Genomic DNA, 21,406 nt, shown 5'->3' with positions numbered 1-21,406 from the left:
GAGGGAAACGGTGAGACTCCTATGGGACGTGTGGGACAGGTGAGACCCCGGAAGGCGTAGCCTGAGGAGGCTCACCGCCCGCCCCATGGAAAGCGAATCGTTTCCCGGAGCCCCTAGAATTACACAAAAGTCTCGAAACTGGGTCTTCCACTAAAGGGAGCTTTTGTTTAATTGCTAGAAAGGTAGAGGGAGCTCTATTAAAAGAAGGACTTGTTCAAAGTTCCACGTTTATACTCCTTCATCTGACCATGCTTAATAGAGTAGATTGCATAGAATACAGAGAGGTTAATATAAAGGAGGAAAATAGTGATGAAAAAAGATAATTGTCACGATCAATGTGTAAACCTTAATGCGTCAGCCTCAGTTGATAGATGCACAAACACAGGAGCAGATACTCCAGTAAACCCTGCAGATGAACTTACGATTAAAGTTCCTGTAGAACTTGGAGCTTATGATGTTACGACTCACCTTGTAGCAAACATCAAGTTTCCGTACCCAGTACTAGAAATCAAGGATATTAAGAAAAGAGTGGTAATCACTCAATGTCGTTTGATGACTCGTACTTCAACAGGCAGCGACGATCTATTCAGCGACGGAGAATTCCCGTTGTTCATTAAAGGATACGTTCGCAAAAACATCCAATATGCGAGCCCGGTTTATGGTGCTTCAGGCGAATGTGTATCATCTGATATGAAATCATTGACTACTAAAGTTCACTTTGAATGCATGACAACAGTAGACCTTGATGGTTTCGTTCAGCTTCCTGTAGCGAACACAAGAAGAGAATTCGACTTCTTCCGTGCTCAGGACTTGGGTGAAGGATTCCCAGAAAAAGATCAGGCTCTATCCAGCGACCTTTCTCAATATCATCAGGAGAGCACACAAGCGTATAACGAGCTTCCATACTGTGAGCTTGTCGCGAGTGATATCATTGAGTGGGATGAAGCTACAGACCGCCATTCCTATGGTCCGGTTGACGAAGGCTACTTCCACCACATCGTTGAAAAGATGATGCTGAGATTCCGCGTTAAAGTTTTGCAAAAACAACAAGTAGAACTTGGATAAGTAAAATACAAAAACACGATTCCTTATGAGAGGAGTCGTGTTTTTTATTTTATTCTCTGGAAATGGTGGGTTCATTCTCTTTTATTTGGCAGCTTGATCGTATCTCAAAACCGAGATATGCGCCCAGACATTGTTAGGCATCCGACATACGATGGGGATATCTTTCGTTTAGGAGGCCATCGAATGTCTGATCAACATAACGATTCCTATGAGTGTGAAAAAGGATATTGTAAACCATGCAAGCCTCACGTCAGCATTGGGAAGATCGTCACAAAGGTACCCGTCGTTCTTGCCGAACTCAATGTCCAGCTGAATATTACTGAAACGATCACCTTCCCGGAACCTGTACTTGAAATCAAAGATATTAAGAAAAGAGTGGCTCTGACTCAATGTCGTTTGCTCCTTCTGACTAAAAAACTATTCATTAAAGGGTTCGTCCGAAAAAACATCCAGTATGCAAGTCCTGCGAACGAAATTGAAATGAGCACAGATACGACAGTCGCTTCAGATCTTCATTCGTTTACTGTTGATCTTCCCTTTGATACAGTCATTGAAATTGAAGAATTCTTATCCATGCCGGTCATGCCTAAACATAACAAACGGGAAGAATTTGATTTTGCTGTCTCCCAACCCTTGCCTTCAGGCTTTCCTGAGAAAGATGAACTGTTAAGCAGCGATCTTTCTCAATATCATCAGGAAAGTAGCCAATATTATAATGAGCTTCCTTATTGTGAATTGCTTTCCAGTAAAATCATTGAATGGGATGAAGCCATCGATCGCCAGCCACTGCCAGGCTCTTCTCCATTTAATGAGGGCTTCTTTACTCAGATTGAGGAAAAAATGGTATTGGATATGTGCTTGAAAGTTCTCCAGGAACAGCAAATCCGTGTATCCTCAGCTTCTAATGATGACTGATGAGTGATGAGTAAGGATAGTAAAGGAGGGAGGAAGGATGCTTGAGGGCAGGCATCTTTCTGAGTGATATGAAGAGAGATGAAATTAAATTCAATCAAACCCGCTGGACGAAGCAGTCATCATGTCCATCCTCAAAAATGAAGAAAGAAAATAGAAATCATGTTCCTTTTTATGATTTTCAATGTGAGGAAGATATGTCTATTTCAGAAGAGCAACATGACATCTATTCTCCTTGCGACCCGGGTGGAGAAATGCCCCGCCCCGTCATTTCCCCACCTTCTAAAATAATCGATAAAGATACGGATGAACGTATGTTAGCGGAGTACCGGAAGCGGATGTCTTCCTCCCGCAAAGAATCAAATTCCATGAGTGAAGGGTCTGGAAAGGAGGATGATTTCATGGGGGAATCAAGGGATCGTACTCCAATCGAATCCAATAAGGAGAGGAAAAAAAATCATCCGTTTATACCTGAAATCCTAACTTTGTTAAAACAGGACCCGAGTCCATACTGGAATTCGATGCAGGATCCTCAGGAAATAGTAGACCACGATTTAGAAGCCTATCCGATTTTAACGGATATCGTTTCTTCGATGGGAGAGTCTTCGGATAATCGGCATGGCTTTAAGAGCCACTACCAAGAGCAGGAAAACATCATCTCAAACGAAGAAAGTTCTATTTTTGAAGAGGTAGAAAAGTCAGGGGGAAAGGCAAAGAACGAGAGTATCTCCGATAACCTGTTCACGGAGGTATGCTCCATGCTGGATGAATCCAGTTCATGGTCAGAAAAAATCGAGTGGTCTTACGAAGAGGAATCATCCCTCGTTGAACCCCTGGCCTGTACAATCGAGGATCACGAAGAATCTACTTGTGAGCAAGTACAAGGGTGCATGGAGAGTTCTTCATCGGAGCCGTTTTGTGAAGAAGATGAAGAGTCGTCATCCCAAGCATGGAATATGACGGTGAAAGTTCCTGTTTTATTATCTACGGAGAAGGTAGAAATCAATGTAATGGAAACATTGAATATTCCTGATGATCTATGCGAAATCATTGATATCCAATTATCCATTCACTCTCAAAAGGAAACCGTTGTTCTGCCATCTTCCTATGTTTTTCTTAGTGGTGTGCTCATGGTGGAAGTCATTTATGACGATGGAGAAACGATGCAGCAGATAAAACGACAGGTGCCATGGCAAGAGGCAGTTGAAGTGAATTGGGAGAAGGGTCCACAGATTCCCTATGCAGATCGTAAGGCATACACTTTTGACGGTGATGAGACAGGGGACGTCCATCATGAGTTTAGTCAAACCTTCGTCGATCCGGTGGAAGTAGAAGTGGAGAGTGTACGGTTTATAAGTCACAGCGATGCTTCTAGTACGGATGGCAAACTCTATATCCAAGGCTCCGCGCAACTGGTTTACAACTTTTTGCAAAAGCAATATGTAGCGTTTGGTTCATAAGCAAAAAAAGAGATGCCCGCCAAGGAGCATCTCTTTTTTGTTATTGACCGATGATTTTTCGGAAGCGGCTGTAGACTGTTTCTTGTTGTTGAGTTGTTGAAGCCTGTGCACTATCTTCTCCACCGTTGTCGCCATTATCCATTGGAGGTACGCTTGGTGGTGTGAAATTAGGTTGTTGTTTTTGAGTCAGCTTAATGACTAGGTTGATGTCCATTTTTTCCGTCACTTTGTTGAAACGGCCCCAGTTATCAAAATGATGCACGATGTCCCACTGGTTCACAGCAGAAGCAAGAAGCTTACATTTGATAGGTTCGTTGTTAATTTCGAACGTCAAAGAACCAAATTCGCAGCGGTTGGCCCCCATGCCGCCTTTAGCAAGCTCACGGCGCTGAAGAACATTTTCTTTAATGCTGTATTCGAAACCGAATGGGTAATCGACTGGGTTTGCAAGCTGGACTTGGTCGTACGCTTTGAACGGAATGTCGATGCTGTAGTCTTTGACATATCCATAACCGTCTTCTACGTACTGAATGTTTTTGTGTACAACTCCCTCAACAAACAACTTTACATACCCAGGGTTTCCTACGACAGGGATCGCTTTACACTGCGTCAAGGAAACGTTTTTCTCGATGTTTTTAATAGCTCTGGCATATGATGGTAGTTCGAAGTCCGCCTCTGTAAGAGACTGGATCAACACGTCACCAAGAATGACCGTTTGCTCTGTATCATCAGAAGAAAACTCTTCCGATGCAGTGAAGAGACTCTTTGATTTAGCTACATCACTTGATAGAGGTGGACATTTCTTACCGTGTCCATACCCATTGCCACATCCTGTATTTTTCTTCATATTGTTCACTCCTTCTATTTTTTGTCAAAAGTCTACCAGTTCTCTCTCAGACAAGTTCCTTTTGACTCATTAATACTATATGTCTCTATGAAGCTAGATGAATGGACGAGTGACGATAGGCTTTAAAAATAGGTGCTTTCCCTCAAAATCTACCAACAGCATGCTAGCGAAAGAATTTCGGGCGAAGAGAGGAGTGAGAGGCGTCTAAATTAGAAGGCTTGGTCATATTGTAAAAAAAGAACCGTTAAGACTGGCTTAGTGAAGGGGGATGCTATGGAGGGGAATTTATCGGTAATGATATTGTCCGCCTTTGCGACAAGTGTAGGCGCTCTGCCTGTATTATTCATACGTTCCATCTCTCACAGGCGGATGGATAGCATTCTTGCTTATACGGCAGGGATTATGGTGGCGGCTTCGACGTACGGTTTGATCCCTGCTTCTCTTAAATTAACGAATTTGTATGTGTTGTGCTGTGGTGTTCTGGTGGGAGCATTGTTGTTGAACGTATTGGAATACATCATTCCTCACGTTGACCTGGATCATGAGAGGAGCGATGTGAAACTTCCACAGCAGGGCCTGATGTTTGTGGCGGCTATGACCTTGCATAATATCCCGGAAGGTCTGTCTGTTGGAGCAAGCCTGGCAAGTGAAGTTGAAAATCTTGGACTTGTCGTCGCCTTATCGATGGGCTTGCAGAATGCTCCGGAAGGCTTTCTTGTCGCCTTGTTCTTGCTGAATCAGGGCGTCCGTAAATCTTTAGGAGTGGCCATGGCCTTTTTAACAGGAGTCATTGAATGTTTAGCCAGTATTTTTGGTTATTTTATGGTGCATATCGCTTTGTTTCTTGTACCATATGGTCTTGCCTTTGCCGCGGGGGCAATGTTATTCATCGTTTATAAAGAACTGATACCGGAAACACATGGACATGGATACGAAAGGCTGGCTACTTTTTCCTTCCTGCTCGGGTTGCTTAGTATGATCGGTGTGGTGGAGTGGTTCAGGTAGCTACTTCTCTTTTTTTCGATTACACTGATGGAAAAGGAAAAAGGAGTGGAAGAGATGTACGAAGGTATTCACCACGTGTCCCTGCTAGTATCGGATATCGAAAAAGCGAAGCACTTTTATGGAGATGTTTTAGGATTTGATGAGAGCCCGGATCGTCCTGATTTTGGTTTTCCTGGGGCATGGTATCAACTTGGTTCTACGCAGATTCATCTCATTGTACATAAGGAAGGACGAACCTTCCGTGGAACAACGGCAATCGATTCAAGAGATGGCCATTTTGCAGTAAGGGTGAAGGACATGGAGGCTTTCATTCTCCGTTTGGAGGAGAATGGGGTCGAAATGCTGAATAAGCCTGAGAACAAAACCGAATGGCACCAGGTGTATATCAGTGATCCGGATGGAAATATCATTGAGTTTAACAAATAGTGCAGTTGCTGCCTCATAGGAAAACAAATGAAAAAGACTACAGTCCGACGCTACCAGGACTGTAGTCTTTTTCGTTTAACCCCTATTATAACGTGGGGTGATTTTGACAGTGGGAATCATTTTTCCGTTTAAAATCTCTGATTCAGGTTATATATTTTTAAAAAATAGTTTTGTAGGGATTTGGAGGGATGGCTATGGGACGAGAAGAGAAAAGAGTGGGTTTGATTACAGCGCCAGGGTACCCCAAAGAATTAGGTGAGGCGTTGGTCAACGAGCTTCCGGACCTTCTCCGTTATTATGTAGAGGACAATTACAACTGGAAAGTGGAATATACGGTCGATGCGCTTACAGGAGTGACAGAGAAATCGGAAGATGTCCTGGAGGCGACATTGGACCGGAGCGAAAAAGAGAAGTGGGATTTTGGGATCTGTCTGACTGATTTGCCGTTATTCAAAGGAAAGTTTCCCATTGTAGCTGAGGCTTGTGAGGAAGGACGAGTAGCTTTGATTAGTCTCCCAGGCCTTGGTTCCACGCCTATGATTAAGAGAGTGAGAGAGTCTATCTTACAACTCGTGAATGAAATTTATTACGGCAGTTCTGACAAAGAACGCGAACAGGCAGAAGAAAGGATTCAGTCGAAGGATAATGACCAACATGAAGAATTGAGGAATAAAAGCTCAACTAGATTGATAGGAAAAAGAGGTTTTGAATGGCTCTCGCCGATTCAGAGGGAAACCCCTCGTGAAGGGGAAACAAACATTGATGTTCGTTTCACTGTGAAGTCCCGAATCAGCGGAGCCTTGCGGTTATTGACGGGTATGGTTCGTGCCAATCGGCCATGGGCGATGTTTCCGGCATTCATGAAAGTCATTGTTTTCGCTTTTACGACCGGGGCGTATGCCCTCGTGTTCCCGACCTTGTGGAATCTGAGTAATAATTACGGCATATGGCGTATGTTCATGCTTTCGATCGTATCCATTGTAGCGATGGTCGGTTGGATCATCCTTGCGCATAGGCTATGGGAGAAGCCGAACGATGAAAGAGCCTCTTACTTACGGAAATTATACAATGCAGCTACCGTTCTGACACTGTTTGTATCTGTCAGTTTATATTATTTGCTTTTGTTTTTTATTTTCTCCCTTGCCGTGCTTGCCATCATTCCAATGGGGATGTTGAAGTCTCAGTTAACGGGTGACGTAGGGTTCATCAATTATTTTTATATCGCCTGGACGGCTACGAGTGTTTCGACGATTATCGGAGCGCTGGGATCTGCACTTGAAAAAGAAGAGGTGGTACTTTCTTCCACTTATGGTTACCGCCAACGCCAGCGTTATGAGCAGATCAAGAAGACTGAAGAGGAAGAACAAGAAGATGGAGAGGGGGTGGAAAACACTCAAGAACTGAAGCGAGTGAAATGAAAAATCTCACCATACAAAATTATTATATAAAAATTGTTTCTTTTAAGTTATGGATAAGGTTTCAGCGGGTAGAAAGTGAGGAGAATCTTACATAACTTAGGAGGATTGGATGAGAAAGAAGTCGTTGATCGATTATAAAATCTTTGTTCCATCATTAATTATTATGATTGGCATCAGCATTCCATTTGCCTTGTATGAGGCAGAATCACTGGAACTGCTGAATGCCATTTTTGATTCCATCGTGAACAATTTCAGTTGGGGCTACCTTTGGTATGGTGTGATTTTAGTTGTAGCCGGGTTGTATTTATCTTTTTCTAAATATGGACAGGTGGTCCTTGGTGATCCCAAGGAAAAGCCGCGTTTTACACTATTTGAATATGCGTCTATTTTAATTGCGATGGGCGTAGGATCGACCATCATGCGGACGGGGATGCTGCAGTGGACTTCTGTCGCGAACGATCCACCGGCAGGCGTGGAAGCTGGTTCGGCAGAGGCGCTATTATGGGGAAATGCCTACAGTATGTTCTTATGGGGATTTCAAGTGTTCGCCATTTTCGTCATGATTGCACCTGCCATGGGGTACATCCTCCATGTCCGCAAGCGTCCATTGATGAGAATATCAGAAGCCTGCCGGGTGCTATTCGGGGATAAGTTTACAGATGGCATCGGAGGCCGGCTCCTTGATGTTCTGTTCCTGATCAGCATTCTTGCAGGGGCTTCTGTGACGTTAGGTCTCGGAGCGCCAATCATCACGCAGAATTTATCTCACTTGTTCGGAATTCAAGTCAACTTTACACTCACGATTACGGTTACGATCATTTGGGTGCTTTTATTCTCATTAAGTGCCTATCTCGGCATCGAGCGGGGAATCAAAAGGTTGAGTACGTGGAACATGTATATCGCAGGGTTCTTTGCTGTGTTTATTTTAATTGGTGGACCTGGGGTGTTCATCCTCAATTATTTCTCAGACAGTGTATCGTTCTTATTATCTAATTATTTGAACATGTCGCTGAATACAGATTCGGTTCACCAGGGAGAAGCTTCCCATATTCAGAGTAATACCGTATTCTGGTACGCGTATAGTGCGACCTGGGCGATGTTGCACAGTGTATTCGCTGCTAAGATTTCACGGGGGCGCACAATCAAGGAAATGATTTTGACCTACTTGCTTGCGCCTACACTGATTTCCTGGATAGCGACAGGTGTGCTTGGTGGACTTGGTGTCCATCGCTACCTCTCTGGCGATCTATCTGTTCTGAATCTAGTGAAAGAAAATGATCGGATGGCAGCAATTCCAGATATTCTATCTACTCTTCCTTTCGGGGAAGTGGCCATCATTATCTTTATGGTCGTTGCCCTCATTTTCCTGACGACGACCCTGGATTCGACCACTTACACCGTAGCCGCCTACACGAGTACAAGGGATATGAGTAAGTTTGAACCACCGAAACTACTGAGAATTATCATCGCTGCGATCATCACCGGATTTGCCCTTGTTCTGATGAGGATCGGTGGACTGGCACCACTCGAGGTCATTTCAGGCTTGATGGGGCTGCCTGTCATCATCATTCAATTCATCCTCATTTACGCTGCGAAGCGAATGATCGATGAAGATCGTGCGTGGAGTAACAATATAAGGTGAAACGTAAACCCTCTTCATCCTTTTATGAAGGGGGTTTTTTTATAGAAAAGGTGGCTTTCTGTTCATTTATCCCCGAGTGTACTATGATGAAAATAGGTTATTTTTGTCTATTTATGTAAAGGGGGAGGTAAATATGAAGTGGTGGCGATTCATGTTTGTCGGAATTGGAATAATTTTATTACTGGCGGGTTGCTCGGATCAACCAAGGCCGGAAGATGCTTTTCAATCCTATATGGAGAGTTGGGAGAATGGTGAATATGAAAAAATGTATGAGGATCTCAGTGAGAATTCAAAGCAGCTTTTGAATAAAGAGGAATTTGTTGATCGTTATACAACCATTTATGAAGGAATTGATATGGCGAACCTCTCATTTACATACGAACTTCCAGAAGAAGAACAAGAGTATGAAACCGAAGATACGCCTTCCTTTGAATTTAAAGGTACGTTGGATTCGTTAGGAGGGGCCATTGAGTTTTCGAACATGACAACCCTCGTCTATGAAGAAGAGGAGGAGAATGACGATGCTCGCTGGGCAGTGCAGTGGAACTCTTCTATGATTTTTCCTCAAATGGAAGAAGGAGACGAGGTAAGAGCCTGGACCCTGGATCCTAAGCGTGGTGAAATGTTTGATGTAAATGGGAGTCCGCTGGCTGTCAACGGAGGTGTCCTTAATGTCGGTATCGTACCCGGCTGGATGGAAGAAAACACGGAAGAAGAAACAGAAAAACTAAAAAAAGCGGTCGCTGAAATTTTGGATACAACCATAGAGCATATTGATCAACAGTTGAATCAATCCTGGGTTGCAGCAGATACGTTCGTACCTGTGGGAGCTGTCGCTGAAAATGATGAAGAGACGATCAAGGCACTTAAGGATGATGAATTGCCCCGGGGAGTGAAATTCCAACCGGATCAAGAAGCAAGAAGCTACCCATTAGGAGAGGCAGCCGCTCATTTAATTGGATATGTAGGTCCGATTCAAGCGGAGGAACTTGAAGAGTTGGAAAGTGAAGGTTATACAGCTGCTGATCAACTTGGAAAAACCGGACTTGAAAGTGTTCTTGAAGAGCAATTGAGAGGGGAGGAAGGTGGAAAAGTCGTTATTCAGACAGACGAGGGAGAAACGAAAGAAGTCTTAGCTGAAACAGAGGCAAAGGATGGAAAAGATTTCAACCTGACCATATCGTCGGAAGTGCAGAAATCCCTACATAGACAATTGTCGGGAGAGTCAGGAGCTGCTTCTGCCATCAATCCAATGACAGGTGATGTCCTTGCTCTAGTCAGCGCCCCTGCTTATGATCCGAATGCGATTGTCCTCGGACGTAACGAAAAGTCGACCTTGAACAAATTCAACCGCACCTATTCACCTGGATCCACATTCAAGCCGATCACAGCAGCCATCGGCCTTGAACAAGGAGTCATTACACCAGAAGAAGAGCTCTCGATTAAGGGAACGACCTATGAGCAGAACGGATACACGGTGACAAGGGTGGCAGGAGCGGCTGAAGATGAACAAGTGAATCTTAGAGACGCACTCGTTCGTTCCGACAATATCTATTTTGCCCGCAAAATCCTCGAAATTGGTGGAGAAACCTTCCTCCAGGAAACTCGTGAGTTCGGCTTTGGGGAGGACCTTCCATTGACTTTCCCGATAGAAAGTTCCCAGTTGCTGAACGGAGATGCATTTGAACGGAACGCGTTACTCGGGGACACGGGTTTTGGACAAGGGGAGATTCAAATGAGCAGCCTTCACTTAGCACTCACTTATACCCCCTTCGTGACAGGAGGAGACCTCATGAAACCAAGGTTGGTCTCTTCTGAAGAAGAAGGGCAGGTATGGCATGAGAAAGTGATGAGTGAAGAGACAGCTTCAATCGTAAAGAATGACTTGAAAGCTGTGGTCGATGACCCAGCAGGGACCGCTTATAAGCCCGTCGAAAAAGGGTTGAATCTTGCTGGGAAAACGGGAACGGCCGAATTGAAAAAATCCCAGGAGGAGGATGGACAGGAGAATGGATGGTTCATCGCCTGGGATACTGAGAACAGGGACCTTATGGTGTCCATGATGATTGAAGAGGCTGAAGGCGGCAGCCACTATGTAGTACCTAAAGTGAAAGATGTTTTTAGTGAGTTGCAATAAAACAAAAGGTTCTTCCCTTTGCTGGGAAGAACCTTTTGTTTTGGTTTATAACCTTTATGCCCTTGAAAGAGATGGTGTCTTTGTTCTTAACGGTCCTGGATGTTCACTTCTACTGGTTGGATGTCCAAATAGACATTTAAGAAAGAGTAGTCATCCTTGTTGCCATCCTTGTATCCCCAGAATCCTTCTGTGTCTTCTTCTTCTCTGAAGGTCAGTTCGAAACCTTTCCCTTCATGAAAACTATAGCTTTTCACCTCAGTTTCGCGAACGTTATCCAATAGAGCATAGGATAAATAGTTGTTCAAGTTTGCATGTGGAGTCAGCACACCTGAGTGTGGAGCAGCTTCATAATCGAAATATTCGTAGTCTCTGGTCGAAACTTTATGGTCACTGATCGAGAATTCGTTCGTGTTAAGGTTCAGTTGATCGCCGGAAGTAAGCCAGGATAGACGGATCCCTTCGTAACCTTTCCACCCGTCGTTTTCTTCTTGATCATTGATATCGATGACAGAAACCCCTGCACGCCCGACTACGCTTAAAGCATTTTCTTTGTTGTCCAGAATTAGAGCGGTATCCTCATCAATGCCATAGGAATATTCATCTGTTTCCCCATGAGCAGCGTCTGTCGCAATCAGACGACCTAGTCGTGCTTTATTATCAAAATGCTGGTCGATGATTCCGTAAGGGAAGAACCCCAGTCCTTTTTCAAGATAAGCAGGGCCGCCTTCCTGCTGAGACATGCTGTCATAGGATTTTGTAAATCCTTTGCTTAATGTATCAAAGCTTCCACCACCCGCAAGCATAACGTCGCTCATAATGGCTGCTCCTGCACTGGTCCCTCCTAATACGGCCCCTTCCTCGTAAATGGTCCATAAGCTTTTCAGGACTTTAGATTGTGATCCATCACCATTCAGAAGGGAGGCGGTAATATCCGTCTGATCGCCACCGACAAACCATATCGCGTCATAGCTTTTTACTTGATTTGCCAATTTCTCATCATTCCGGTTCTTTAACCAGTGACTTTCATCTTCTTTTGTGTTCTTAAAGTCATGATTCGATAGAGGAAGGATCTCTATTTTATCCGGATGGACTCCATAGGAAATTAAGTCTTCCCTGAATTGGTGGGAACTTTTGAGGCTTGAACTTGCAGCAGGAATGATTCCATATTTCCCGTCCTCACCTGCTCTTGAGATGAACGCTCCGTAAACTTCTTCATTTGAGCTTCCTAAAGCACCACCTGCCATAACCAGTGATCCTTTGGTATCAGCTTTGAAGGAAGAATCCGGCGCGGTGAACGAGGAGGGCTGATACGCTTCGAAAAGGTCTGCCTCGTCTTTGAACTGTACATTCACAGGGGTCGCATCCATCGTGACATGAGTGATCGAATAGGAATCTTTTTGACCATCTTCATATCCCCAGTACCCTTTCGTATCCGCTGTCTGTTTAAAAGTAAGTTTAAACCCTTCCCCTGAACTATCATAGAGATAACTTTCTACATTTCTTGTGGCTGCGTTATCTACAAGAGAGTAGGAAAGATAATTCGGCAGTGTACCATAGGAAGTCAGCACACCTGTAGCAGGTAGGGGATCAAAATTAAAATACTCATAGCCTGTGGTTTCAAGGTCGCGTGCCTCATCTATTTGAAAGCTTTTATCTTGTACGTTGACTTGATCACCTGCTGCGAGGTAGCTTAAGTCCAATCCATTTATGGAATCACCTTCAACAGCAGCTTGGGAAACATCAACAACTGTGAGGGTGCTTCTACCAATCACTTCAATGGTTTTTTCTTTGTTAGATACTACCATTGCGGTGTCTTCATCAATTCCATAGGCGTAGTTCCCCTGGTTTTCATACTCCAACGCAGTGGCGGCTAACCTGCCGAGCCTTGATCGTTCGCTGAAATGTTGATCCACAATTCCCCATTGAAAGAACCCGAGACCTTGCTCAATGTAAACAGGGACAGACTCTTCGGAAGGATTTGAAACATCTTCGTAAATGAAGGATTGATTGAATCCACCAAGGCTGTCTCCCCCTGTGATCATGACATCACTCATGATGGCAGCTCCTGCGCTTGTCCCGCCAAGAACGGCTCCATCCTTGTAGATCTCCCAAATCGCTTCAAGGGCTTTGGTTTTCTTTCCGTTCGGTTTGAGAAGAGTGTCGGTGATTTTTAATTGATCTCCTCCGACAAACCAAAGGCCTGTAAGATCCTTGATTTGATCGGACACTTTATTCTTTTGAGCGTTGCTTTTCCATTTTCGTTCATTTGCTTCTGTGTCTTTAAAGTCGTGGTTCGATAATTCAAGAATTTCCACATCTGATGGGCTCACTCCGTAAGTGACCATATCTTCTTTGAACTGTTGGGAGGATTTCAAGGAGCCTGAAGCGGCTGGAATAATACCAATGCGTGCGTTTTCTTCTCCTCCAGCAAGATTGATAAATTCCTTATACACGTCACTGTTGCTTGAGCCAAGAGCACCTCCTACAATGACCAGGTTTCCTTTAATTTCCTCTTTTTCACTTTTTCCTGCTGAGACGGAAGGGACGAAAGACGAAAAAGTCATAACCGTGACGAATACTATGAACAGCCATTTTCGATTGTGCATCGTTCATGCTCCTTTCAAATTTTCAATTCAATATTTAACAAGCAACTTTCATGCCAAAAAAGAGGGGGCGTTAAGAATAAGGATTTATAATTTATTGGGTATTAATGGTTGTAATAGAAAAACTGTATTACCACCTATTGTTTTTCTGGAAATGGACAGGGGGAGGCTTGGTTAGAATAATATTTTTACAAAAGTATTTTGAAAATTCCAATTAAAAATCTACCATTAGGGTATGGTAATATACTAGGACTTATGCCGAGTGGTGGCGTTTGTTGTAATAATCTGTTAGTTTTAGAGAAGATGAGTTCATGGTATCTTTGGAACTAGAGAAGGATGTGAAATGTGAGTGGATGAGTTAGCGTACCTGATGATCTTCTTTGTTGTAGTGCTCGTTATAGGTCTTTGGGAAAAATATAAGCTTGATCGTCGTCTGAAAAAAATCCCCACCAGGATCCTCGTTAATGGAATTCGTGGGAAGTCAACGGTCACCCGTCTTGTTATGGGCATTCTTAAACAGGACGGGCAGAAAGTAATCGGAAAAACGACAGGGACATCAGCACGGATGTTTTATTGGGATAAGGATGAGGAAGAACCGATTGTCCGTGGCCTGCAAGGTCCGAACATTAATGAACAAATGAGGATCACGGAGCAAGTGGTGAAACGACGTGCAGATGCTTTTGTCAGTGAATGTATGGCTGTGAATCCTGAATATCAGCAGGTCTTCCAAGAGCGGCTGGTTAAGGCGAACATTACGATTATCGCCAATGTCATTGAAGACCATATGGATGTCATGGGGCCGACGCTTGATGATATAGCGGAAGCTTTCGGCTCGACGATTCCGGAGAACGGTTACGTCATCATACCGGAAACCCCCTATCAGAAGTATTTTGAGAAAATCGCACGCCAGAAGAATTCGAAAGTCGTCGTTGCGGATGAAAGCTGGATAGACGAAGCATACTTGCAGAAGTTCCCATTCATGATTTTTCCTCAAAACGCAGCCCTTGCGATGGCTGTTGCGGAAATTTTGGATATCGATCGTGAAGTTGCGCTTGAGGGAATGCTGCAGGCACCTGTCGATCCAGGAGCGATGCGTGTCCATCGTTTCGGTAAGGAAGAAGCGCCTAAATACTTCTTTAACGGTTTCGCTGCGAATGACACGACATCAACGTTGAACATCTGGGAAAGAATCCAGCAGTTGGATTACCCCGACCAGGAGCGTACCATCGTCATGAGCTGCCGGAGTGACAGAGTAGAGCGGACGATCGATTTCGCTGAAAATGTCCTGCCCCATATTGAAATGGAGCGGTTGATTGTCATGGGAGAAAGTGTGTGGCCGATTACGAAAGCCTATGAAGAAGGTAAAATCAGGCCTCTTAATCTTATAAACCTGGAAAAAGCATCGACGGAAGTCATTGTCGATCAATTGAAAGAACTTCCGGATGATAGTGTCATCTACGGAATCGGTAACATCGTCGGAGCTGGTGAGAAGGTGGCAGCGGCGGTCGAAGAGCTTGAATTCCGCCCTTCTTCCCGGGAAGAAACGGGATGGGAGATCATGGAAGAATCGGAAGGAAGCCGATCATTTTCTCATAAGGTTTTGCAGACGAACAAATAATGGTAGGGAGTTGGAGTCCACGTGTTCGGTACTGATTTATATATCGCGATTGTCATTGGTGTTTTATTAAGCTTGTTATATGCAGAGAAAACAGGAATCGTGCCCGCGGGTCTGGTTGTCCCGGGCTACATAGCGTTGATATTCGATCAAGTGATGTACGTATTAGCTGTTGGATTGATCAGCCTGGTTACATACTTACTCGTTTCTCAAGTTCTATCAAGGTTTACGGTTCTTTACGGCCGTCGTAAATTTGCTGCGATGTTGACCGTCGGGGTTTTGATGAAGATGTCGATGGATTATTTATATCCCCTCACCCCATTTCCTGTCATGGAATTAAGGGGAATTGGAGTCATTGTCCCTGGATTGATCGCAAACTCAATACAGAAGCAGGGAGTGCTGCCTACCTTTAGTGCTACTTTCCTGATTGCGTTCGCAACGTTTGTATTGATTACGGCGTACCATTTGGTTTAGAGGAGATTTTTCAATGGAAGAAAAAGACCTTAAATATAAGATGAAAGTATGGACGAAGAAGCATAAAAAGAAAGCACCTTTCCATTCCATGGTGCTCGCAGCTCTATTGGCGGTTCCTTTCTTCGGTCACCAATGGATCGATAAACCGGACATGCCGCAAGAGACACGCCCGGATGATGTCGATTTCAGAATTTCGATGGTCGGGGACATGATGCTCGGTCGTCACGTCCGTGATGCCGCTGTCAGGAGCGGCGAACCGATTGGCCGTGTTTTTGATTATGTGACTCCATACTTTGAAGAGTCTGACTATGTCACAGGGAATTTTGAAAACCCGGTCATTGACGCTGAGAACCCTGAAGTTGAGGCCGTCATGGAAGATTTTGAACTGCGTAATAAGGATATCCATCTGTATGCAGATAAAGGAGCCGAAGATGCGCTGGTGGATGCTGGTTTCGACTCTGTCAATCTGGCAAACAACCATATGATGGACTATGGGAATCTTTCATTAGAAGAAACCCTTAAACATATGGAAGACGTCGACCTTGACCTCCTGGGAATTGGTCGTGCATTAGATCCTGCTGAAGGAATGTTTGAGGAAGAGGAAACATTGACCGATGCCGGTGAAATTCATTATTTCGATGCAAACGGAAGAAATATCGCGATTCTAGGCTTCACGGATGTGTTTGTTCAGGGTTATAGCGCCAGTGAATATGTCGGTGGGGTTTTGACGAATGCTGGACTTGGTGTGCTGCAAAGTAGAATCCGTGAAGCGAAAGAACAGGCAGATATCGTTATGGTTCATACCCACTGGGGAGACGAGTACCAGGTCGGTTCAAATGATACACAGGAAACACTTGCGTATTTGATGACCGATATGGGAGCGGACGTCATTATCGGCCACCACTCTCACGTGCTTGAACCCATCACTCGTGTACATATCGAGAGAGACCCGGATGATCCACAGAGTGAAGATAAGACATCGATCGTCATGAACAGTCTCGGGAATTTCGTCTTCGACCAGGGATGGTCGCGAACGAAAGACTCGACCCTTGCTCAACTTGACTTTTTACAGGGTGGAGGAGCCGAACTTTCTTTCATACCAATGCAAATATCCGATACGAGACCAAGGGAAACAGATGGAATATTGAAGCCGTTCCGAGATTATCGTATTTTCCGGACGCTTAGAAAAGAACTGGACGATCAACTATGGCGGATGGAAGACGGCAGACTTGTCATCGATTTGAAAAAAGCCGGCGTCATTGAAGGATAGGAGGTCCGCAGGTTTGAATGATTTGAAAGTGACCTATATACTTGCCGGCATTATTTTCGTCGGCTTAGTTGGATGGAATGTTTATTTTGAAGAAGAGTTTGACCAGTTCCGTGAGCCTTATGAAGTTCAGGGGCGTGAGGAGACGGTTGAAGTGGATACTTCTTCAGAGGAAGAAACCTTTGTGTACGGCGTCAGTGCTGTACACCCACTCGCGGTAGAAGCGGGCATGAAAGTGCTCAATGAGGGAGGGAATGCTGCTGAAGCAGCGATCGCTGTCTCTTTTGTTCTGAATGTCGTGGAACCCTATGGCTCCGGTATCGGCGGAGGTGGACAAATGATTGTCCACGAACCGGACGAAGGCGCCATCACATATGATTACCGGGAAGCGGCTCCTGTTAGCGGAGCGCGCCCACAACGTGGAATTGCTGTGCCTGGCTTTGTGAAAGGGATGGGCGAGGTTTACGAAGATTACGGAGACAAAATGAAGTGGAATGAGTTGCTGGAAGATGCCGTTACTCACAGTGAAGAAGGCATCAAAGTCGGGCGGATCTTTAATGAGCAGCTTCAGAACTCCAGACGTTTCATTCAATCAGGGAATGAAGATCCAGCCATTTACAACATGTTTTACCCTGAAGACCGGCCTTTACAGATCAATGATACTCTTGTGCAGGCAGAACTTGCGGAAACATTGAAAACCCTGCAGCAGCAAGGGGCAGAATCTTTTTATGAAGGGGAGATTGCTGACTCATTAACAAGCCAGCTCGGTTTCCAACCGGGCGACCTTGGAGCTTATGAAGTCGGTAAGCGCCCTGCACCTAAAGGTGAGTTCAAGGGACAGACTTTGTATGCCGGATCCTCTCCGACATCTGGGATCATTGTGATCCAGGCATTGAAGATGCTGGAACAGTTGGAAGCGAACCTGGATGAAGTGCTGGAAGAGGAATATGCCCTGCCTGGTGGTGGATGGCCAGCGTTCCTTGATGGCAACCTTCCTGAGAATATGGAACAGATTGTCAATGATCAACAATATGAAGATATCTATATCCACCTTGTGAATAAGATCGTCGACAAGGTCTACACTGACAGGGTCTACACCCTGGGCGACCCTGAGTTTGAGGAAGTCCAGCAGGAGAAATTGACCTCAACAGAATATACAAATCAGTTGTTTGAAGAGGAATTTTCTGTCGGCGGTGAGGCACTGACAAGCTCTGCGGACTTGTATACCGCACCAGGTGAGAAAGCGGATCACCGCAATACGACACATTTTGTGGTTGTTGATAAGGACGGGATGATGGTGTCCGCGACGAACTCACTCGGTAAATTCTTCGGTTCAGGACTGTACGTGGATGGGTTCTTCTTAAATCATCAAATGAACAACTTTGATACTGCAGAGGATTCGATGAACGCTTATGAACCAGGCAAACGTCCTCGTTCGTTCGTCTCACCGATGATCTTCGCAAGAGATGGAAAAGCAGTTCTCGGCATCGGTTCTCCTGGAGGGAAAAGGATCCCGGCCATGTTGATCCAAACATTGATCCAATACGAATATGGGCGGAATGAAGACACTGGTGAACAGCTGACGTTGCAGCAGGCAATCAGCCGCAGTCGTTTTTATACGGAAGATAACGTCGTCCATGTTGAGAATTTGATTGAGCAGCAGCCGATCGCCCGCTTAAGGGACCTGAAAGGCTACTCTGTCATTGAACATGACTCTCCTGTTTTCTATGGGGGTATTCAGGGACTGGGAATACGCACGAACGGAGATGTTCTTCAAATGTACGGGGGTGGAGATCCCCGCCGTTTAGGAACATGGCAGATTGGGAATCAGGATGGTATGGATGATGTGAGTAGTGCACAATAGATGAAAAAGGCCTCTCCTTAATTGGAGAGGCCTTTTTTAGGTTAAACGGCAATATCTTTTTCGACTGCTTTTTTATCGTTAAAACGTTCAAGGTTCAAAGTCTTCAAGACACGTGAAGTCAAGGTTCCTGAAGTCATCGCCCCATTGACATTCAATGCGGTACGGCCCATGTCGATCAAAGGCTCAACTGAAATGAGCAATCCGGCCAAAGCAACGGGAAGGTTCATGGAAGAGAGCACAATTAATGCAGCGAATGTTGCTCCGCCTCCGACACCAGCCACACCAAATGAACTGATGGCCACAATCAACACAAGCTGCACCAGGAACCCAGGGCTCAACGGATCGATTCCCACAGAAGGAGCAATCATGACAGCGAGCATGGCTGGATAGATGCCCGCGCAGCCATTTTGGCCAATGGTTGCACCAAAAGAGGCAGACATGTTTGCGACCCCTTCTTCGACACCGAGGCTGTTTTTCTGAGCGGATATATTCAATGGAATCGTACCTGCACTGGATCTTGATGTGAAAGCAAAACTAAGCACAGGCAGCACTTTTCGTAAATATGTGAATGGGTTTAACCCGAAGATCCCAATCAATACAAGGTGGATGATGAACATCACCCCTAATGCGACATAGGAAGCAAGCACGAATTTCCCTAACTCCAGAATTCCTCCCACATCCGTCTGAGCTACGGTGGTAGCCATCAGTCCTAAAATCCCGATGGGAGTGAGGCGTAGGACAAGTGTGACAATACGCATGACTACTGCGTAAAAAGAGTTGACGATTTTGACGAACAATTCCGCTTGTTCCGGCTGTTTGCGGCGTACCCCGAGAACAGCGATACCGATAATAGCGGAGAAGATGACCACGGCAATAGTAGATGTTGCGCGATCTCCCGTCATATCAAGAAATGGATTGGCTGGAATAAATTCAAGAATTTTTTGTGGTGTGGACATATCCTGAACTTCTGTCAGGCGATCTTCTAAATATAGTCCCCGGCTTTCTTCTGCTTGACCGGCTTCAATTTCACTTGCATTCAAATCGAACAAAAAGGAGCTCCCGATGCCCACAAGTGCTGCAATCGCTGTAGTTCCTACGAGTACACCGATGATCCATAGGGATATTTTTCCTAACTGTGATGTTTTTTCAAGATTGATAATGGATTGGATGATGGACACCATAATTAACGGAATGACAATCATCATAAGTAAGCGTACGTACCCACGTCCTGCGATGTTGTACCAATCGGTTGTCTGTGCAGTGATGCTGGAATCGGTTCCAAATACGAATTGTAAGTACACACCTAAGAGTACTCCAAGCCCAAGCCCTGCGAAGACACGTTTACTGAAAGAAATGTGTTTTTGCTGCATACGGATAAGGACAAGAATAAGCGCAAAAATAAGAGCGATGTTGACGATTACAAGAAATGTTTCCATGATTTTGTTACCTCCTTCTAGACATTAACTTATTAAACCGATGGAAAAGGTTGGTTTTAAATTTACACCAGTATTTAACAGCTGTCAACATGAAAAATAATAAATGGAGCCTCCATATACAGAAGGTATGAGCAGGGGGTCTCTTGTATGAACTTTATAAATTGACAATAGCAGGTTCATGATATATATTTATCTTGAAACTGAGATAATTATGTTGCAATCAAAAATAAATGGGAGGGGATCGAATGAGTGAGTTGAAAGGCATTCACCATGTCACCGCCATAACAAGCAGTGCAGAGAAAAATTATGAATTCTTCACCTATACCCTTGGCATGCGTCTTGTAAAAAAGACAGTCAACCAGGATGATATTGAAACGTACCACCTGTTTTTTGCAGATGATGTAGGGAATCCAGGTACGGATATGACCTTCTTTGATTTTCCAGGCATTCCGAAAGGCTACCACGGAACGAATGAAATTGCGAAAACTTCTTTCCGTGTTCCGAGTGATGAAGCCTTGGATTACTGGATGAAGAGATTTGATCGTTTGGAAGTGAAACACAAAGGAATTCAGGAACGGTTCGGCAAGAAGGTTCTTCCTTTTGTCGATTTTGATGATCAAGCTTATGAGCTGGTATCCGACGAAAACGATGATGGAGTAGCCCCAGGTACACCATGGCAGAAAGGTCCCGTTCCATTAGAATACGCCATTACCGGTCTTGGACCCTTGTACGTGAGAGTCGACAATAAGGAATACTTCAAGGAAATGCTTGAAAAAGTCATGAATTTCAGGGAAGCGGATGAAGAAGGCGCGTTCACCCTGTTAGTGGGAGAAGGTGGAAATGGTGCTTCAGTAATTGTGGAATACAACACGATTCTTCCGCCGGCCCGTCAAGGATATGGCACCGTTCACCATGCTGCTTTTCGTGTAGAAGATAAAAAGGCACTGGAGGCTTGGATTGAACGTTTATCGAAGTTCGGTTTGAGGAACTCAGGATTCGTCAATCGTCATTATTTTGGTTCTTTATACGCTAAAGTTGCTCCGCAAATTCTCTTTGAATGGGCCACGGACGGACCGGGATTCATGGGAGATGAGCCGTATGAAACTCTTGGAGAGAAATTATCCCTTCCACCAAAACTTGAACCGAAAAGAACAGAAATCGAGAATTATGTACGTCCGATCGACACAGTGAGGAGTACGAAAGAAATAGAAAAAGAATAGGAAGAACGGAAGCCA

At 44.7% G+C, this 21,406-nt stretch carries 16 protein-coding genes; 13 read left to right on the top strand and 3 right to left on the bottom strand.

Annotation, left to right across the window (positions count from 1 at the left end):
* Positions 1–309: 309 nt before the first annotated feature.
* From VKA52_RS15980 to VKA52_RS15970, 3 genes are all read left to right on the top strand, one after another.
* Entirely contained in the window at positions 310–1,065 is a 756-nt protein-coding gene (locus VKA52_RS15980) for a CsxC family protein (RefSeq protein ID WP_206946941.1), read from the top strand.
* Positions 1,066–1,248: 183 nt separating this feature from the next.
* A complete protein-coding gene (locus VKA52_RS15975; RefSeq protein WP_326316408.1) occupies positions 1,249–1,980 on the top strand; it encodes a CsxC family protein in 732 nt (243 codons plus the stop codon).
* Positions 1,981–2,048: 68 nt separating this feature from the next.
* Entirely contained in the window at positions 2,049–3,437 is a 1,389-nt protein-coding gene (locus VKA52_RS15970) for a hypothetical protein (RefSeq protein ID WP_326316407.1), read from the top strand.
* A 40-nt stretch (positions 3,438–3,477) separates the two neighbouring features.
* On the opposite strand, the gene VKA52_RS15965 is transcribed toward VKA52_RS15970, so the two are convergent.
* Positions 3,478–4,284, bottom strand: a complete 807-nt coding sequence (locus VKA52_RS15965; RefSeq protein WP_326316406.1) for a CsxC family protein — start codon at positions 4,282–4,284, stop codon at positions 3,478–3,480.
* A gap of 273 nt (positions 4,285–4,557) precedes the next feature.
* Here VKA52_RS15965 and VKA52_RS15960 point away from each other — a divergent pair, with 273 nt between their 5' ends.
* From VKA52_RS15960 to VKA52_RS15940, 5 genes are all read left to right on the top strand, one after another.
* Positions 4,558–5,289, top strand: coding sequence for a ZIP family metal transporter (locus tag VKA52_RS15960; RefSeq protein ID WP_326316405.1), 732 nt, complete (start codon positions 4,558–4,560; stop codon positions 5,287–5,289).
* A 54-nt stretch (positions 5,290–5,343) separates the two neighbouring features.
* A complete protein-coding gene (locus tag VKA52_RS15955) occupies positions 5,344–5,715 on the top strand; it encodes a VOC family protein (RefSeq protein WP_326316404.1) in 372 nt (123 codons plus the stop codon).
* A gap of 194 nt (positions 5,716–5,909) precedes the next feature.
* Positions 5,910–7,133, top strand: coding sequence for a hypothetical protein (locus VKA52_RS15950; RefSeq protein ID WP_326316403.1), 1,224 nt, complete (start codon positions 5,910–5,912; stop codon positions 7,131–7,133).
* 109 nt (positions 7,134–7,242) lie between these two features.
* Positions 7,243–8,775, top strand: a complete 1,533-nt coding sequence (locus VKA52_RS15945; protein WP_326316402.1) for a BCCT family transporter — start codon at positions 7,243–7,245, stop codon at positions 8,773–8,775.
* A 133-nt stretch (positions 8,776–8,908) separates the two neighbouring features.
* Positions 8,909–10,912, top strand: a complete 2,004-nt coding sequence (locus tag VKA52_RS15940) for a penicillin-binding transpeptidase domain-containing protein (protein ID WP_326316401.1) — start codon at positions 8,909–8,911, stop codon at positions 10,910–10,912.
* Between the two features lie 86 nt (positions 10,913–10,998).
* Here VKA52_RS15940 and VKA52_RS15935 read toward each other — a convergent pair whose 3' ends face one another.
* Entirely contained in the window at positions 10,999–13,518 is a 2,520-nt protein-coding gene (locus tag VKA52_RS15935; RefSeq protein WP_326316400.1) for a cyanophycinase, read from the bottom strand.
* Between the two features lie 367 nt (positions 13,519–13,885).
* Here VKA52_RS15935 and pgsB point away from each other — a divergent pair, with 367 nt between their 5' ends.
* The 4 genes from pgsB to VKA52_RS15915 are packed head-to-tail and all read left to right on the top strand — an operon-like array spanning position 13,886 to position 18,735.
* Positions 13,886–15,133 carry a poly-gamma-glutamate synthase PgsB gene (gene pgsB, locus VKA52_RS15930; protein ID WP_326316414.1) on the top strand — a complete coding sequence of 416 codons (1,248 nt, stop codon included), beginning with the start codon at positions 13,886–13,888 and terminating at the stop codon, positions 15,131–15,133.
* Between the two features lie 21 nt (positions 15,134–15,154).
* Positions 15,155–15,604 (top strand): poly-gamma-glutamate biosynthesis protein PgsC, encoded by a 450-nt coding sequence (pgsC, locus tag VKA52_RS15925; RefSeq protein WP_160913838.1) that lies wholly within the window; start codon positions 15,155–15,157, stop codon positions 15,602–15,604.
* A gap of 13 nt (positions 15,605–15,617) precedes the next feature.
* The gene (locus VKA52_RS15920; RefSeq protein ID WP_326316399.1) at positions 15,618–16,874 is read left to right on the top strand and encodes a CapA family protein; all 1,257 of its coding nucleotides are present in this window, start codon (positions 15,618–15,620) and stop codon (positions 16,872–16,874) included.
* 13 nt (positions 16,875–16,887) lie between these two features.
* Positions 16,888–18,735: a gamma-glutamyltransferase family protein gene (locus tag VKA52_RS15915; protein WP_326316398.1), complete on the top strand. Its 1,848-nt coding sequence runs from the start codon at positions 16,888–16,890 to the stop codon at positions 18,733–18,735.
* 41 nt (positions 18,736–18,776) lie between these two features.
* Here the strand turns inward: VKA52_RS15915 and VKA52_RS15910 are convergent, their stop codons facing one another.
* Positions 18,777–20,171, bottom strand: coding sequence for an L-cystine transporter (locus tag VKA52_RS15910; RefSeq protein ID WP_326316397.1), 1,395 nt, complete (start codon positions 20,169–20,171; stop codon positions 18,777–18,779).
* A gap of 245 nt (positions 20,172–20,416) precedes the next feature.
* Here VKA52_RS15910 and VKA52_RS15905 point away from each other — a divergent pair, with 245 nt between their 5' ends.
* Positions 20,417–21,391: a ring-cleaving dioxygenase gene (locus VKA52_RS15905; RefSeq protein ID WP_442788852.1), complete on the top strand. Its 975-nt coding sequence runs from the start codon at positions 20,417–20,419 to the stop codon at positions 21,389–21,391.
* Positions 21,392–21,406 lie beyond the last annotated feature (15 nt).

Origin of the sequence: Halobacillus sp. HZG1, from assembly GCF_035818575.1 — a bacterium.
In the GTDB taxonomy this organism is placed as follows: domain Bacteria; phylum Bacillota; class Bacilli; order Bacillales; family Halobacillaceae; genus Halobacillus; species Halobacillus litoralis.
The sequence above is the reverse complement of the archived record's forward strand: the minus strand, read 5'-3'. Positions and strand labels throughout refer to the sequence as shown.

Bases quoted from the DNA above. Each gene is read 5' to 3' on its own strand.
- VKA52_RS15940 (WP_326316401.1), top strand. From the start codon at position 8,909: ATGAAGTGGTGGCGATTCATGTTTGTCGGAATTGGAATAATTTTATTA.
- VKA52_RS15955 (WP_326316404.1), top strand. From the start codon at position 5,344: ATGTACGAAGGTATTCACCACGTGTCCCTGCTAGTATCGGATATCGAA.
- VKA52_RS15935 (WP_326316400.1), bottom strand. From the start codon at position 13,518: ATGCACAATCGAAAATGGCTGTTCATAGTATTCGTCACGGTTATGACT.
- VKA52_RS15970 (WP_326316407.1), top strand. From the start codon at position 2,049: ATGAAGAGAGATGAAATTAAATTCAATCAAACCCGCTGGACGAAGCAG.
- VKA52_RS15905 (WP_442788852.1), top strand. From the start codon at position 20,417: ATGAGTGAGTTGAAAGGCATTCACCATGTCACCGCCATAACAAGCAGT.
- VKA52_RS15945 (WP_326316402.1), top strand. From the start codon at position 7,243: ATGAGAAAGAAGTCGTTGATCGATTATAAAATCTTTGTTCCATCATTA.
- VKA52_RS15960 (WP_326316405.1), top strand. From the start codon at position 4,558: ATGGAGGGGAATTTATCGGTAATGATATTGTCCGCCTTTGCGACAAGT.
- VKA52_RS15980 (WP_206946941.1), top strand. From the start codon at position 310: ATGAAAAAAGATAATTGTCACGATCAATGTGTAAACCTTAATGCGTCA.
- VKA52_RS15910 (WP_326316397.1), bottom strand. From the start codon at position 20,171: ATGGAAACATTTCTTGTAATCGTCAACATCGCTCTTATTTTTGCGCTT.
- VKA52_RS15975 (WP_326316408.1), top strand. From the start codon at position 1,249: ATGTCTGATCAACATAACGATTCCTATGAGTGTGAAAAAGGATATTGT.
- pgsB (WP_326316414.1), top strand. From the start codon at position 13,886: ATGATCTTCTTTGTTGTAGTGCTCGTTATAGGTCTTTGGGAAAAATAT.
- VKA52_RS15920 (WP_326316399.1), top strand. From the start codon at position 15,618: ATGGAAGAAAAAGACCTTAAATATAAGATGAAAGTATGGACGAAGAAG.
- VKA52_RS15950 (WP_326316403.1), top strand. From the start codon at position 5,910: ATGGGACGAGAAGAGAAAAGAGTGGGTTTGATTACAGCGCCAGGGTAC.
- VKA52_RS15965 (WP_326316406.1), bottom strand. From the start codon at position 4,284: ATGAAGAAAAATACAGGATGTGGCAATGGGTATGGACACGGTAAGAAA.